Source organism: Sphingobacterium puteale (assembly GCF_003627955.1).
GTDB lineage: Bacteria > Bacteroidota > Bacteroidia > Sphingobacteriales > Sphingobacteriaceae > Sphingobacterium > Sphingobacterium puteale.
In genome coordinates this window covers 1-14,917 of sequence record NZ_RBWS01000037.1, presented here as the reverse complement: position 1 = coordinate 14,917, position 14,917 = coordinate 1, and the positions used below count along the sequence as shown (strand labels likewise).

Annotated in this window: 18 protein-coding genes; 11 read left to right on the top strand and 7 right to left on the bottom strand. The window is 36.6% G+C overall.

Annotated elements, in window-relative coordinates; translation table 11 throughout:
• The coding region (locus D7322_RS27940; RefSeq protein ID WP_455430962.1) for a Mu transposase domain-containing protein at positions 1–842 on the top strand (842 nt) is incomplete at its 5' end.
• 43 nt (positions 843–885) lie between these two features.
• On the top strand, positions 886–1,602 hold the full coding sequence (gene istB / locus D7322_RS27935) for an IS21-like element helper ATPase IstB (protein WP_121127451.1): 717 nt from the start codon (positions 886–888) through the stop codon (positions 1,600–1,602).
• A 502-nt stretch (positions 1,603–2,104) separates the two neighbouring features.
• Here the strand turns inward: istB and D7322_RS27930 are convergent.
• The 3 genes from D7322_RS27930 to D7322_RS27920 form a co-directional block, all read right to left on the bottom strand.
• Positions 2,105–2,476, bottom strand: coding sequence for a luciferase domain-containing protein (locus D7322_RS27930; RefSeq protein WP_245971506.1), 372 nt, complete (start codon positions 2,474–2,476; stop codon positions 2,105–2,107).
• Positions 2,477–2,554: 78 nt separating this feature from the next.
• Positions 2,555–3,481 carry an SRPBCC family protein gene (locus D7322_RS27925; RefSeq protein WP_121127449.1) on the bottom strand — a complete coding sequence of 309 codons (927 nt, stop codon included), beginning with the start codon at positions 3,479–3,481 and terminating at the stop codon, positions 2,555–2,557.
• Between the two features lie 97 nt (positions 3,482–3,578).
• The gene (locus D7322_RS27920; RefSeq protein ID WP_121127448.1) at positions 3,579–4,211 is read right to left on the bottom strand and encodes a hypothetical protein; all 633 of its coding nucleotides are present in this window, start codon (positions 4,209–4,211) and stop codon (positions 3,579–3,581) included.
• A 159-nt stretch (positions 4,212–4,370) separates the two neighbouring features.
• Here D7322_RS27920 and D7322_RS27915 point away from each other — a divergent pair, with 159 nt between their 5' ends.
• Positions 4,371–4,580 carry a PD-(D/E)XK nuclease family transposase gene (locus tag D7322_RS27915; RefSeq protein WP_121127447.1) on the top strand — a complete coding sequence of 70 codons (210 nt, stop codon included), beginning with the start codon at positions 4,371–4,373 and terminating at the stop codon, positions 4,578–4,580.
• A gap of 136 nt (positions 4,581–4,716) precedes the next feature.
• Here D7322_RS27915 and D7322_RS27910 read toward each other — a convergent pair whose 3' ends face one another.
• Together D7322_RS27910 and D7322_RS27905 are read right to left on the bottom strand one after the other, a co-directional pair.
• Positions 4,717–4,938 carry a hypothetical protein gene (locus D7322_RS27910; RefSeq protein ID WP_121127446.1) on the bottom strand — a complete coding sequence of 74 codons (222 nt, stop codon included), beginning with the start codon at positions 4,936–4,938 and terminating at the stop codon, positions 4,717–4,719.
• Positions 4,939–5,211: 273 nt separating this feature from the next.
• Positions 5,212–5,679, bottom strand: a complete 468-nt coding sequence (locus tag D7322_RS27905) for a DinB family protein (RefSeq protein WP_121127445.1) — start codon at positions 5,677–5,679, stop codon at positions 5,212–5,214.
• Between the two features lie 704 nt (positions 5,680–6,383).
• Between D7322_RS27905 and D7322_RS27900 the strand changes: the two genes are divergently transcribed.
• The 5 genes from D7322_RS27900 to pgl all read left to right on the top strand — a co-directional run bounded on the left by D7322_RS27900 (position 6,384) and on the right by pgl (position 11,829).
• Positions 6,384–7,175 carry a CPBP family intramembrane glutamic endopeptidase gene (locus D7322_RS27900; RefSeq protein WP_121127444.1) on the top strand — a complete coding sequence of 264 codons (792 nt, stop codon included), beginning with the start codon at positions 6,384–6,386 and terminating at the stop codon, positions 7,173–7,175.
• A gap of 146 nt (positions 7,176–7,321) precedes the next feature.
• Positions 7,322–7,900: a helix-turn-helix domain-containing protein gene (locus D7322_RS27895; RefSeq protein ID WP_317125753.1), complete on the top strand. Its 579-nt coding sequence runs from the start codon at positions 7,322–7,324 to the stop codon at positions 7,898–7,900.
• Positions 7,901–8,191: 291 nt separating this feature from the next.
• Positions 8,192–9,610, top strand: coding sequence for an NADP-dependent phosphogluconate dehydrogenase (gene gndA / locus D7322_RS27890; protein WP_121127442.1), 1,419 nt, complete (start codon positions 8,192–8,194; stop codon positions 9,608–9,610).
• A 9-nt stretch (positions 9,611–9,619) separates the two neighbouring features.
• The gene (gene zwf / locus D7322_RS27885) at positions 9,620–11,101 is read left to right on the top strand and encodes a glucose-6-phosphate dehydrogenase (protein WP_121127441.1); all 1,482 of its coding nucleotides are present in this window, start codon (positions 9,620–9,622) and stop codon (positions 11,099–11,101) included.
• A 17-nt stretch (positions 11,102–11,118) separates the two neighbouring features.
• Positions 11,119–11,829, top strand: a complete 711-nt coding sequence (gene pgl / locus D7322_RS27880) for a 6-phosphogluconolactonase (RefSeq protein ID WP_121127440.1) — start codon at positions 11,119–11,121, stop codon at positions 11,827–11,829.
• 277 nt (positions 11,830–12,106) lie between these two features.
• On the opposite strand, the gene D7322_RS27875 is transcribed toward pgl, so the two are convergent.
• Together D7322_RS27875 and D7322_RS28690 are read right to left on the bottom strand one after the other, a co-directional pair.
• A complete protein-coding gene (locus tag D7322_RS27875; RefSeq protein WP_183078876.1) occupies positions 12,107–12,781 on the bottom strand; it encodes a hypothetical protein in 675 nt (224 codons plus the stop codon).
• An 873-nt stretch (positions 12,782–13,654) separates the two neighbouring features.
• Positions 13,655–13,816, bottom strand: coding sequence for a hypothetical protein (locus D7322_RS28690; protein WP_183078875.1), 162 nt, complete (start codon positions 13,814–13,816; stop codon positions 13,655–13,657).
• A gap of 251 nt (positions 13,817–14,067) precedes the next feature.
• Between D7322_RS28690 and D7322_RS29340 the strand changes: the two genes are divergently transcribed.
• Genes D7322_RS29340 through D7322_RS27860 form a run of 3 tightly spaced genes read left to right on the top strand, consistent with a single transcriptional unit; the run spans position 14,068 to position 14,873 of the window.
• The gene (locus D7322_RS29340; RefSeq protein WP_121127452.1) at positions 14,068–14,163 is read left to right on the top strand and encodes a DUF3606 domain-containing protein; all 96 of its coding nucleotides are present in this window, start codon (positions 14,068–14,070) and stop codon (positions 14,161–14,163) included.
• Positions 14,164–14,181: 18 nt separating this feature from the next.
• On the top strand, positions 14,182–14,448 hold the full coding sequence (locus D7322_RS27865; protein ID WP_121127438.1) for a hypothetical protein: 267 nt from the start codon (positions 14,182–14,184) through the stop codon (positions 14,446–14,448).
• Positions 14,445–14,873: an exodeoxyribonuclease III gene (locus D7322_RS27860; protein WP_121127437.1), complete on the top strand. Its 429-nt coding sequence runs from the start codon at positions 14,445–14,447 to the stop codon at positions 14,871–14,873. The genes D7322_RS27865 and D7322_RS27860 overlap by 4 nt, the downstream gene beginning before the upstream one ends.
• Positions 14,874–14,917 lie beyond the last annotated feature (44 nt).

The window sequence follows — 14,917 nt, the reverse complement described above, 5'->3', positions numbered from 1 at the left end:
CATCGACAGCATCTGATCTCTTTTTTCCTTTGAACTCATTAAGCAAACCTCGGAATTATAAAGCGTTCATAAAATATGCACTTGGTCGGGCGGATACCAATGAAGCTATAAAGGTCTGTATGTTAAAGCACAACCAGACCCGGATGCAGCAAAAGCCATACTGCCGGGAAGAGCGGTTCTTAAGTTCCGAAAAATCAACATTGGGCGAACTTCCCAAAGAACGCTTCGAGCTGAAGAGCTATGCTGAACTCAAAGTTGGGGATAACGGACATATCTATCTGCAGCGCAATAAACACTATTACAGCGTACCCTTCGCTTATATCGGAACAAAGGTAAAGATCATTTACACACGCAATATGCTCTCGATCTATTGTCGGGGCAAACAGATTGCCGCGCACATACGCAGTTACAGGGAAAATGCATACACCACTCTGGCGACACATTTAAAGTCCGAACATCAGGCGTATAAGAACCGCTCGCATGAAACGTACCTGACAAGGGCAAAAGCACACTCTGCGGAGTTCGCCAAACTTCTGGAGATACTCTTTGAGCGGGCGCATTATCCCGAGCAGTTATTCCGTACCTGTGACGGACTGTTCAGACTAAAACGGGACTTCCCGGCAGAAGAGTTTGATAAAGCATGTAGTTACGTACTAAAAAATAAGCTATATACCTACTACTACTTTAGGAATGTACTTGAAAACGGAACAGCAAACAATCAGGAAGAAACTTCCGTAAAAAGCTCCCTGCCGGAGCATGCCAATATCAGGGGAAGAGCATACTATGCAGGCAGCCAGCCGACACTGTTTGATCAGCCAAACGATGGACCGACAATACAATGATGGGCAGGAATGACCAGAATAAAATAAACAATAATAAAATAAGATGAATATTGAAACACAGATGAGAGCGTTGCGCTTACATGGTATGGAGCGTAACTGGAAAGCATTAAATGAAACCCGCCGTAGTACAGAACTCACCCTTTCCGAAGGGCTGTCCCTATTGCTGCAGGCAGAATCAGATGAACGGGATGAAAAAAGGTTTGAGCGTCTCAAACAGAATGCCGGGTTCCGCTATCAGGCTTCGATAGAGGAGATAAACATGGTCGCTACCAGAGGTTTGGACAAGGGATTGATCACTACGCTGGCTACTGGCGAGTACATCAAAAAAGGAGATCCGATACTCATCAGCGGTGCTACGGGCTGTGGGAAGAGCTTCCTCTCTTCAGCATTGGGCCATCATGCTTGTGCGCAGGGGTATAAAGTCCTGTACTTTAACCTGCAAAAACTACTTCTAAAGACTAAAATGGCCCGCCTTGAAGGCACACTGCATAAGCTGATGGACAGGATATCAAAAACAGACCTGCTTATTGTGGATGACTTTGGCCTGGTAAATCTGGACCAGCAGCAAAGGCTGGATCTGATGGAAATAATTGAAGATAGACACGCTAAGGCATCAACAATAATTGCCAGTCAGTTACCTGTGGCCAGTTGGTATGATGTAATCGGTGAAGATACAATTGCAGATGCAATACTTGATAGACTGATCCATGGATCTTACAGAATCGAACTTAAAGGCGAAAGTCTAAGAAAAAAGAAGTAATATTGTCAGGTCATCAGTTGGACTGAAGAAAACCTTGATAGAGGGGTCAGTATGTCCAGCGGAGGGGTCAACATCAACATTATATCCACGATAATACCTGAATATGCAGCATAAAACCTTCGTTAATATAAGGTTACTCTTTGTTTGAATATCGATCTTATCTGAAAATTCCTCAAATAGTAACCTTTTCCCGGAAGTCTCAAATTTAGCTTGATTGAAGAGTCTTCTGTAAATTTTATGACATCAGTTGTTAAAGGTGGCGATATCTCCCAATCCTGTAGTTCATATTTTTTCTGATATTCCAGGATAGCTTGATATTGGGAGGGTCTTAAAGGATATTTGAATCGATGTCGGCTGAGTTTTATAACTTCATCGACGTGATGGACTTCTTTTGCAGCACTGTTTATTTGGATTTTACGAGTGTTTGTCCGATAGGTATGTGTTATTGAGAATGCTTAAAAAAGAACAACAAGTTTTGTTAAAAGCATAGAATAAATAATTTTTATATAGTATCTAGCTGCATAGAATCCTGCTTCTGTTTGGCACGGTCGTAGGCCTTGTTTAAAAGAATACATGCGTAGCCTACGTCCTGTTTATTTTTAAGGTAAAAGCTTATCCAGCCTGAATTTTTAAATACATGATGGTCTTTAATTTTTCCTTCAGTCATTAACGAATTTTTTAGTTCTGTATTTAATAAGATGTCCAATAAACCATTACTATGTACATGTGCAAACTCTTTTCCCATATAATTAAACTCAATCCCACCATATTTATGTACCCCAATGGTAGTTCCGGGCATCTGCGTCACATTTTCTTCCAGATCATCAATCCAATCCAGTAATTCAGGTTTCGTTAAGAACATCCAAAATCTCATGAGACTATCAAATATAATGGCGAATAAAGGGATGTCCTTTAAAAAACCGGCTCTTTCTACCACAAAAGGAAACATAGGCTATCTCTCGCTTAGTAATTTAATATGTTTCATGACTCTAAAATGGACATTTCTAGTGATACTTTCTGCCCATAGATCGTAGTACCAGGTAGGGAAGACATGAAGGTTATACCAACTGTTCCCAATAAGAGTAGTGGTGCCGTTTCCATTGTCCTTTAATATAAATTCGCCTCTTTTTATATCTATATGTCCCATAATTTCAGGGTCTTTGGGTTGATCAACGATATCAAATATTAGGTTTTTATTGATGTCAAATTTTACAATCTTCTCATCGAAAATATATCCATTGCTAAAAATACATTTTCGGTTTGCACCCAGTCTATGCTCACTTACCGTTGTGGCCATGGGGCTCGGCATCCCAATTTTAAAGAGCCAATAGTTTTCCTTTTGGGATATTGGATCGAAGGCGACCACGTGTTGCCATACCTCTTCTGGACTTGCCTGAATCAACAGCTCATCAGAAACCATATTTTCGTGATGATGGTCGCTCAAGGAGTCAACAATAAAAATCCCCATTAATAAGCTTACAATGCTTATATTCAATTTTTGATTTCTCTTTTTAAACATAGCCCTTCCAATAAAGGCACCAGAGATGACAAAGCCAGAAATAAGAGGCGAAACAATCAGTAGACAAATAAAGCCCTCACCTAAGAAGAAAAAGCTCATTAAAATGGCGATAAGACCATTCAGGATAGAATATCCGGTTATTTGTTTTCCCCTTATCCCAGTGTCTTTCCAAAACCAAGCCGTGATAATACCCATTAACATTGGAATAATCACAAACTCTGAAAAAACAAGTATACCAGTATCCTTAGGCGCCAATGAAGATTGAATACCAATGATTAGGAAGGCGAAAATGTTGGCTATCAAAATTCCTTGAAGTATTTTGGAATTTAGCACTTTAAATAATTTTTTATTCAAACTCATCCTATTTGATCGTTTATTTTGGTATACTATAAATGTAATTCCCTAATAAGAATTTCAATAAATGACTCGGTAAGCATTCTGAATCAATTCGTTAAATTTAGTTCTGCCTTTTCACAGATTCATCAATAAGTTTCATTAGATGATCGACAGCCTTACCTACTTCCTCTTTCTGCACGACCAATGTCTTTTTTTCTAGCCCCGGAGGAAGAGAAATCTTGCCATTAAATTCTGGAAGAAACAATTTAATTTTTTCCTGATCCATTTTATTGAAATTAAAAAAAGTCCATTTTTTGGTTTCGTCTTCTTTTAGCGCTAATAAATTAGCTGAAGTGATCGCCATTTTGTCTTTTTCAGGCATGGACATTACCAATACTTGAGGAATAAAGCAATACGCTATCCCATCAATTTTTGAGACATCCATATCGACATAATTGATCATGGAATCAATTTTAACCCCGTATTTTATAAGAGAAGAATAGAGTTCCTTGGTCAGTTTTGTTGCTTGATCTATCCCCCCCATGCTTTCAATTATGCGGGGCGATGTTTGACTTATAATACCTTCGATATCTCCGGAAATAGATGCTTTTGTCATGATAGACAGTGCTTCCCTGAGCTGCGGATCTTTTTGAGCAGAGCTTGTATGATGAAAAATAGTTAATAGCGTAATTAATAAAAATACTCTTTTTCGCTGGATGTATTTAAACTGGTTGAACCAATTGTTGCTTTGCATAATGGAAAGAGGTTAATTTCCATTGAATTTACAGGTTTTTATTTACAAATCAAATTTAGATAAGTGTCTCCGTATTCCACACATAATAGCGTGCTTTCCCAAGAATAACTGTATAGGCTAAGTAGTCTGTTTTGATTACGGTAATATGTTACATTATGAGTGAAACAATCGAAATATATCGATATTACAGCAGATTATGGCTTAAAAAAAGTTTTTGGATCAGATACCAATAAAGTTCTTCTCATCGCTTTCTTAAACGAACTCTTCAGGGGGCGCAAGGTTATTGCTGATTTATATTATAACAAAAATGAGCATGTTGGCGATATAGAGGATATCGGTACCGTTATTTTTGATCTGACTAAAGAATAGGCTACACTTAGTTACGGACATTGAAACTCTTTGTTAAAGCAGCCTTTCTGCTGTTGCGCTTTATGCCCAAAGTGCATAAGCTTCTCGCTGAATTTTTTATAGTTTAAGACAGGAGCTTTGCTAACATTCATGTTTATCAGATAAACAAAAGACCTCCCGTCATTGCTAAGAAAAAGCTTCCTAATCCATGAATCAAAAAGATTAGAAAATGAAAAATCACATCTAATATAAATAATTTATATTTTGTCCTTTTAGCCGCCAAAATTCCCAATTCAAGCAAAATTTCGATAAATAATGTCCCCCAAGAAATGGCTAAAATTACAGGAGGAAAATTACCATCTGTAAGTATTTCGGTCACATTCTATGAAGTTTGCCATTAGCGATGTGACTGCGAATTCTGATCTCTTCAATTTCATCATTTTTAAAAAAGTACTACTGTTGATCACTCCATTTTTTGAGACGGTTCTGCTGGTACATTTTCCTTTTTCATAAAAAGATTCTATGTCCGAACCGTCATCTGGAACCCAATTATAAGTGCCAGAGTAAAGACTGTCCAAGTTGTCTCCTAGAGGTATTGTGGTTGAGATTAATAAAGCATTATTACATTGAGATAGGGCATAATTTACCTGATTTAATTTAGAAGTTTTAAATAGCTCAATATTATTCCATAGTGCTCGGCTTCGTGAAAGTTAGCAGCCTGAAGTGCTTGGAGGTGATTAGTTATGGTGATGCCAATTGGTAAGCTAAAGGCGGTGTATTTAACAAATATGCCCGATTCTAGATCTTTACTAAGTTGATTTACTGTATAAAGTAGTAAATGCTTTATTTCATCAACGTCCGGAATACTGTTCCATGTATGTGGCGAAGTTCCGATTTTGAACGTTTCCATAAATTCCTGTGATATATGCATTGGTAGCCCACTACGCATATACATATGCCTCTGTTGAGATGTGATACAGTGACCAATTTGCCAAACTATATTATTGTTAAAGTTTTCAGGGATTTTAAATAATATTTTGTTGTCAACTGTTTCTATTAATTGAAGCAACCTGGTTCTGCTAGCTTTAAAAATTTTAAATTCAAATAATTCGTTTGTCATATTATAAATCAATTTAATAAAATTCAATACTGCCTATTCCAAATCTACTATAAAGTTGGGATATGGTCAGCTTCAGCAATACAATGGTATCGTCCATTTTTTTGCGCTACCGTTGCAGGAAGCACACCCTCGATAACCTGGATATTTCTGTAGCAGAGATTTCAATGGAGTGTGCATAATTAGCCGCATCTAAATCAAAATCAAATTTTTCAAAGATAATTGTGCCTTTTGTAGAATTAGATGTTGTATTAAAATTTTTGGATGTTGGGTAGTGCACCGGATCGTCATCTTATTGACAGATCATAAAAAATAGTTGACGTCTTTTATTTAGCACTTTCCGAAGTGTAATTTTGTTTGTCAATTTTTCCATCCGATCGTCGAAAAGCCAGCATATTGTGCAGTATTTGGCGACTGAACTAGAGATTTCTGCGAAATATTTAGCAAGCCTGTCAAAGCATGTTAGCGGACTTTAACACAGTACATTCAAGAGCAACTGATAGAAACAGCCATAAAGAAACTTTCTACAATAGCATTGTCCGTATGCGAAGCGGTGTTTGAATTAGGCTTTGAACATTCGCAATCATTCAGTAAATTGTTTAAAAGTAAAGCGCAATTATAGTTTAGGACCTAGCTTAAATACAGCCTCTTTGGATTAAAATTGCCGAAGTTACCTGGTGATTTTTCAAAAACGTTATTATTAAAAAATGAAATCAAAACTACCGCTAAAAATAATTCTTACCATTTTTTTAAGCTTTACTACTTACTATATTCTTTTTTTTAACTTCAAGCCTATTAAGGTTGGACTCGACAAAATTACCCAAGAGGGATTAATTAGCTATATCCTAACATATTTTATAATCGGAATTCCGATTTTTGCGGGAACTTTTTTAATTGACAGGGGGAGAAGTATCCTTAAAAATCTTGGCCTATTATCGAATATTTATATTGGCATCTCAACAAGTTTATTGTTTGCTTGTCCTATGTTTATCGGCGGATTTCTTTATTTCAAATTCAACAAAGAGATTCATTTTGAAAATTTAATAGCAGGGACTGTTGTTGCTGGTTTTATGGAAGAGCTTTACTTTAGGGGCTTTTTATTTGGACTATTATTTCGAAAGACCAACTTAGGTTTTATACCATCTATAATATTGGGTGCTTTAATTTTCGCTTTAGGACATTTGTACCAAAGTAAGGACATAGGTGAACTATTGGGGATTTTTATGATTACCTTTTCAGGAGCAATCTTTTTTGCCTGGCTATTCGTAGAATGGGGCTATAATTTATGGGTACCTATTTTGACCCATACCTTCATGAACTTATGCTGGGAATTATTTCAGGTTGACGATTCTGCACTAGGTGGTAAGACAGCAAATGTTTTCAGAGGCATAACTATTCTAACAGCCATAATATTTACAATTTGGTACAAGAAGAAAAGAAATAAGAAACTAATAATTAACAGACAAACATTACTACTCAAAAAGAGAAACGATAAATAGCGAAATTTGCCAAATCGTGGCTAATAATTTTCAATTCAGGTTTTAACCTTTATTGAAAGCTGCATTTTAACTGAATCTTGGGATTCGATTATTATCATCTCGGTTCATACCTAATAAGTACAAGACCTGGCCGAATTGTAAAAACATTGGCAAAAAACATTAAGCAGTATGCATTTTTTGATTATTCGGTAAATGAGGCTTTGTTGTTATCAGAAAAAGAAGAAAATACACTTAATGGCATTATAGAAAACATACGACAGGAATATCATTCCAACGTTGATAAGTTTAGCAAACAAATCATTTGTTCACATGTTGAAAGTTTGCTTGGTTATTCGGAACGATTTTACAACCGTCAGTTCATTACAAGGGAAAAGGCCAATCATCAAATTTTGGAACGTTTGGAAAACCTGTTGGCAGAGTATCTTAATAGCGATGATTTGGCAATTAAAGGTCTGCCATCTGTTCAATATGTTTCGAAAGAACTGAATCTCTCGCCAAGCTACTTAAGTAGCTTACTGCGAACAGTAACCGGCCAAAGCACACAGCAACACATACACTATAAATTGATAGAAAAAGCCAGGGGAAAACTCTCTAACACAAGCTTATCAATAAGTGAAATCGCTTACGAATTGGGATTTGAACATTCTCAATCGTTCAGTAAACTCTTCAAAACGAAGACAAAAATGAGTCCTCTGGAGTTTCGTAAACAGATAAATCTCAGATAACAAGTCAATACTATTCAAAATTTTGTATTGTAAGGGTAAAACTGCATGTTAAAGAATGCATGCAAACCTTTAGCATGTATTTACATATAGCCAATAGTAACTATTAAAAATTAGAGAATTTGGACCTGAATTAGTTTATGTTTAGAATGATGTCATTATCAACGTATTATTAATTAATGATATTTTTCAGTTGATGATAACTAATGTCACGATTGAAAGAAAATTTTAGATAATTTTTTTACTGGCATGCATTTCAGTAAATTTGATGTATAACATAAACTTTAAGTAAGAATGGAAAAGTATAATTACGGGGTCATTGGCCTGGGTGTAATGGGAAGAAATCTGCTTTACAATATTGCCGATAATGGTTTCTCTGTCGTAGGATTCGATTTAGATGAAGAAAAGGTAATAGAACTTCGTAAAGGAGTGGCTTCAGGTACAAAGGTTGTTGGAACTGTTTCTCTAGAGGAATTTGTGTTGAGTTTAGACAGTCCGCGAAAAGTTATTTTGATGGTTCCTGCAGGCAAGCCGGTTGATGCTGTTCTTGAAAGCATAACACCACTTCTGAGCCCAAAAGATATTGTCGTTGATGCGGGAAATTCTTATTTCAAAGATACCGAGAGACGTATAGCTGATTTAGCTTCTAAAAGCCTTCATTTTATGGGAATGGGAGTATCTGGAGGAGAGCAGGGCGCAAGAAGAGGACCAAGTATTATGCCAGGTGGAGATTTGGAAGTTTTCAATTTGGTGAAGCCTATGCTGGAAGTTATCTCAGCAAAAGTAAAGGGGGAGCCCTGCACCGCTTATATGGGGAAAGGAGCTGCAGGGAATTATGTTAAAATGGTTCACAACGGTATTGAATATGCCATCATGCAATTAATCAGTGAAGCATACGATTTACTGAGAAAAGGAGCTAATCTTAACAATAAACAATTGTATGAAGTTTTCAAAAGATGGAATGAAGGCGAGATGAATTCTTTCCTTATTGAAATAACAAGAGATATTTTCCAGCAAAAAGATGATGTAACAGACGGTTTTCTTGTCGACAAGATTTTAGATAAAGCAGGAGCAAAAGGAACCGGAAAATGGACCTCCCAGGAGGCTATGGAAATTGGGGTGTCTATTCCAACAATCGATATTGCTGTAACATCAAGAATTTTATCCGCTTACAAAGATGAGCGAGTGAAAGCTTCTCAATTATATGCTAAAGAAGAAGTAAAAACTCCTGAAAATACAGAATTGTTCATCAAAGAGGTGGGGGATGCGTTGTATTTATCTACTTTAATCAGTTATGCTCAAGGTTTGGCATTATTGGTAAAAGCTTCTGAAGAATATCAGTTTGAAATTCCGTTAAAAGATGTTGTTAAAATCTGGAGGGGTGGATGTATCATCCGTTCGGTTTTATTGGAAAAATTTTATCTGGCTTATTCAAAATACGAGAACTTATCTAATATTTTATTGGATCAGGAAATTTCAGAAATTGTAAAAGATAAAATTTCTTCATTAAGAAAAACAGCTGCTTTTGCTGTATCAAACGGAATTCCAAGCTTAGGAATTCAGTCAGCTCTAGGGTATTTCGAAGCTTACACCACAGCATCTTTACCTGTAAACTTGCTTCAGGCGCAACGTGATTATTTTGGTGCACACACTTACCAAAGAACTGACAGAGAAGGAGTCTTTCATACGTCATGGCAAAACCCAAATAACTAAATCCTAACAATGAGTGACAACACAATCCTGCATCCCACAACGATCGTTATTTTTGGTGCAACAGGGGATTTGGCAAAAAGAAAGCTTTTTCCTGCCTTTTACAATTTATATATCGATGGCAGAATGCCAAAAGGGTTTAATATTTTAGCTTTAGGAAGAGCCGAAAATACGGATGAAAAATTCAGGGCTTATATTAAAGAAAATCTGGAGAGTTTTTCCAGAAAGACTGTAATCAAGGAAGAGTGGGCTGGTTTTCAGGCCCACATCAGCTATTTTCAGCATCAGCTTGATGAAGAAAGCTCTTATCAGAATTTATATCAGAAACTGGAAAATTTTGATAATGTGTATGGAATGAGAGGAAATAGACTGTTCTATTTGTCGATTGCACCAAACTTTGTATCGGTCATTTCAAATCATCTTAAAAATACGTCAATAGCATCTGATCCAGCAACAGATCGAATTATTATCGAAAAACCTTTTGGTCACAATAAAGAATCTGCCATTGAGCTAAATAATCTTCTTTCACAAACTTTCCAGGAAGAACAGATTTATCGTATCGATCATTATTTAGGTAAAGAAACCGTTCAGAATATTTTAGCGTTCAGGTTCGGAAATTCAATTTTTGAACCTCTTTGGAACCACAGACATATAGAATCGGTGCAGATTACGGTCGCTGAAGAAGTAGGAGTGGAAACAAGAGCCAGTTTTTATGAGCAGACAGGAGCTTTGCGCGATATGATTCAGAATCATCTTTTGCAAATTCTTTGTATGGTTGCTATGGAACCTCCGGCTTCACTTGAATCGGGTGAGATCAGGGACCGTAAAGTTGATGTTTTAAAATCCATCCGTAGGATTTCTCCCGAAAAGGTAGATTATTATGCGGTAAGAGGACAGTACGGACGAGGCAAAGTAAATGGGCTAAAAGTAAATGGTTATCGCCAGGAAGAGGGAATTGCTCATGATTCCAATACGGAAACATTTGTCGCTATTAAGTTTTATCTGGATAATGAAAGATGGGAGGATGTTCCTTTTTATGTTCGTACCGGGAAGAAGATGAAAGAAAAGCATTCTTATATAACGATCCAGTTTAAGCCACTTCCAAATTCTACGTTTTCAGAAAGCACCTCGCTTCTGTCGGCCAACCGATTGGTTATTAATATCCAGCCACAAATGGACATCAGATTGCAGTTTATGTCTAAAAAACCAGGCTTGTCTTTAGAGCTCAAACCTGTGGAAATGATTTTCGATAATTTTGCCTGTCAGACCGATACGCCCGAAGCTTATGAAACGCTTTTATTGGAAGCACTCGTGGGAGACCTTACACTGTTTATGCGCTCCGATCAGGTAGAAGAAGCTTGGGATGTGATAAAAACGATTCAGGAAACCTGGGAAAAAACCAAAGACCCATCTTTCCCAAACTATGCTTCGGGAAACTGGGGACCTGATGACAGTGATGCACTGGTCGAAAGGCAGGGACATCAGTGGGTTTAAAATCTAATTAAAAGAAAATGAATATTACGATATTTGATAACCTGGATGCTCTATATAAAAAAGCAGCAGATACATTTGTTGAGCTTTCGAAAAAAGCAATCCAGAAGCATGATAAATTTGTGGTCGCCTTGAGTGGAGGCTCTTCACCGAAAGCCATTTTTAGTTTATTAGCTACGCCCGAGTACGCAGATAAAATAATTTGGAACAAAATCCATTTTTTTTGGGTAGATGAAAGATGGGTTCCTCTTGAAGATGAGAAAAGTAATTTTAAGATGACTTGGGAAGTACTTTTGAGTAAGGTACCAGTCAATAAAAATCAGATTTTCCCCATGTATAAAGAGGGAGTTGAGCCTGAAAATTACGCTAAAGAATACGAAACTCAAATCAGAAATATTTTGGGAGCTGACGGTATTTTTGATTTCATCCTTTTAGGAATGGGAGATGATGGCCACACAGCTTCTCTGTTTCCAGGTGAAAAGATTTTACAAGAAAAAGAAAAATGGGTTGATGCCTACTATCTAAAGCCACAGGCAATGTTCAGAATTACTTTGACTGAACCTATTATCAATAAAGCCGAAAATATTCTGATTGTTACCTTTGGTAAATCCAAGAAAAACGCTTTGAATGAAGTTCTTAATGGCGTCTATAATCCTGAACTATATCCGCTACAGTTAATTGAAAAGAAAGCGGGAGTCCAGATTTTCACCGATAAAGAAGCTGGAATTTAATGTCATTTAACTCTAGTTGGCTTCTAGCCAAAAAAGGCTCCCTTATTGATTAATAAGAGAGCCTTTTATTTGAAAAAATAGAAGGTTCGTAACCAGTCATTGGTTTGGAAATATTGCTGGCAACGTTTCAAGGCTTGACGATGCCGGACAATCGAAGCACAAATCTTCAATTTTGTGCAAAAGTTCAATTGAATAACCTTCGCAGATAAACTTAACAAAAATGCGCAATCAAATTTGTTCATCCGGCTTGTGGCAATACCTTGTTGGCAGATTTTTTTTAATTGCCTTTGGTCGGTTGAACACCATTAGCGTCAGCTTTGGAGCTTTTTGCGAGATAGTTTAATACATCACGTTTAAAATTTTCTGTTACAAATATCTGTTGAACTGTATAGTTGAAATTTTTATCAATTCCTTTGGAAAAATTGCTGATAAATTTTTGTTTATGTTTCTTGTCAAATGAGTCAAATATAAATGTCAATTTTGCTGAATTTTCGTCTAGTGTTTCAATATTAATTTTCCATTTAAGTGTCCCCTCCTTAGAAAAAGACTCGTTAATAACCGGTTTTATTGGATGTTTAAGTGTCTCAGCACTAAATTCCCCTTTGAATAGCATTAATAAGTTGGTCTCAAAAGATTTCTCTTTGATTGTTTTCTGATATTTATTCAAATTTGTTACGATTATAGCAGATTTGTAATTTTTGTTTTCGGTAAAATAAAGTGTGGTAATATTTTTATTGTGAGTGATAGAATCTATTTTAGTTTCTGTCAGCTCATAGTCAGTCAGATAATGAAGGATAAAATTATCAAAATATCTTACAATTTTTTTTACAGGCAATTGTAGTGTTTCTGTTTGATTGTTATTGCGAATTTCCTGTCCGTACGAAAATGAACTTGCGAAAATTATTAGTAGAGCAATTGATAATTTAAAAATAAAATATGAATTGTTTTTCATTTTTTTAGTGTTTGGATAAAATTTCTGTTTAGGCTTGCCGAAGGAGGGGAAACCGAAGCCGAAACCTTCAACTAATATAAAAGATTGCATGATTTTAAATTTTCACATTTCTGCCAACGTTATTAAAAATGAAACAAGCTTTCACCTATACAAGCACTTTGACTTAAGATGTATTGGCAATTGTTCAAATGTAAAAATATTAATTTTTGCAGAGTAGACCATTTACAATTCGTAGAGGATCGTCTAAAATTCGTTAAAACGAATGTGATTCAATTAGTTTGGCTGATGCAAAACCATTGTTAGTGGTGGTTTTATTCATTCAGCTCGGAGTTTGTTGATTCTTTTTCTGAATAATAACAATTCAAATGCTGTAAAAAATAGATTAATTATCGAAAAAACTACCAGATTTCTGAATAAAGTAACAGTGTCATCGTATAATATATTGTCCGATACACTTTCCGGAACTAACCGAAGAACTTTTTAAAATCATCGAAATGAAAATAATGTCCGCTTTTTTTACGACTACATCGACGAAAATATTAATCGATTAAATCGAAAAAATAGGACTGACAATAGTTTGCGACAACTTAGTATAGCACTCGAAAAAGTTTGGAATTTAGAAACAGAAGAAGATAGGAGCAGTAGACTTTGGGACCTCCCGGACAACTTGTTTAGTTTTTTTGTCTAGCCTGAATCCAGGGAATGTTGCCGGTTTACGAATCCTTCCGGTTTTGGTCCAGGTTGCAGATTCAAAATTAGCTACAAGTTGAGGTTTTAACCTATGCATCTTCGCGCCTTTAGTATCGAGTACTTTATTAAAAAAAGTGACTCATCAATTTCTATGGTCTGCAGCTTCCTAAGGATACCGGGCATTTACTTATCTTTAAATCCGCCGCCACTACGTCCGATGCAGATAAACTTCCCGTTTTCATAAGAGCCAAATAAATGGCTTATGAATGATTTCGCTTTATCAGATTCCGCCCAGCCACCAATGACAAATTCCTGCTGTTTTCGGTTCGGTGTCTTACTCCTCACTATCCAACGGGGTACAAAGCATCGGGGTTAAATGAGCAGGCATATTTTTCATCACACGACTTTTCTGGTAAACATATACCACAAGCCTTTAGTTGTCGAATATTAACTGTTTTGTTAATATCTCAAAACAATCAAACTGTATGTGTTTGCGCTTGTTCTATTCAAAAATCCGTTTTGTATGTCAGACAATAAAAATCAAAAGGACGCAAGAGATCGCAATCAGGTTGCAGGACGCGAATGGTATGAAGTAGATTTACATCGCAAAAGAACTTGGCGTATCTCTTCAGGAAGTCGAAGCGGCAATTGAGAAGATCGGTAATAGCAGAAAGAAATCACTAAATATCTAAAAAACAATAAGAAATGATATGACAGATAGAACCACATTTACAGGAATCCCAGTGACCAATAGCGAAGGAGTTGAAAAATATTTTGATTTCGAAGTTGGTGAGGAGGGGGAGGACCGCCAATATGCTCGCATTACTATGGACGGCTGCCAGCTGATTTTAGGTAAAGACCTGGCTTATATCAAAGGTGATCTGCCGGAGCAGTGGCATAGACCTGCCATCAGCAAATTGCTTTTTTTATTACAGGTTGACCGTAGCAAGGATGGCGCTTTGAATAACGATAAATGAAAATAGCAACCTACAACGTCAATGGTATTAATGGGAGACTAAACGTATTGCTTCGCTGGTTAAAGGAAGAGACGCCAGATATCGTTTGTTTACAGGAACTAAAAGCCCCGCAGGAACGCTTTCCCTTAAAAGCCATTAATGACGCTGGTTATAACGCTGTGTGGCATGGCCAGAAAAGCTGGAACGGTGTAGCTGTCCTTTCTAAATTTGAAATTGCCGAAGTGACAAGGGAGTTACCTGGTGATAAAGAGGATAGCCATAGCCGGTACCTGGAGGTTATAATCAACCAACTGTTAATATGCTGTCTTTATTTGCCCAACGGTAATCCTTATCCAGGGCCTAAATTCGAGTACAAATTGGCCTGGATAAAGCGTATCCGCCCTATGAACTACATGTCAGTTGATTTCTTGAAGTTTTGGGGATAAAGGTCTTTTATATCCTTATGGTTTATTGATTCTATATTTATTAA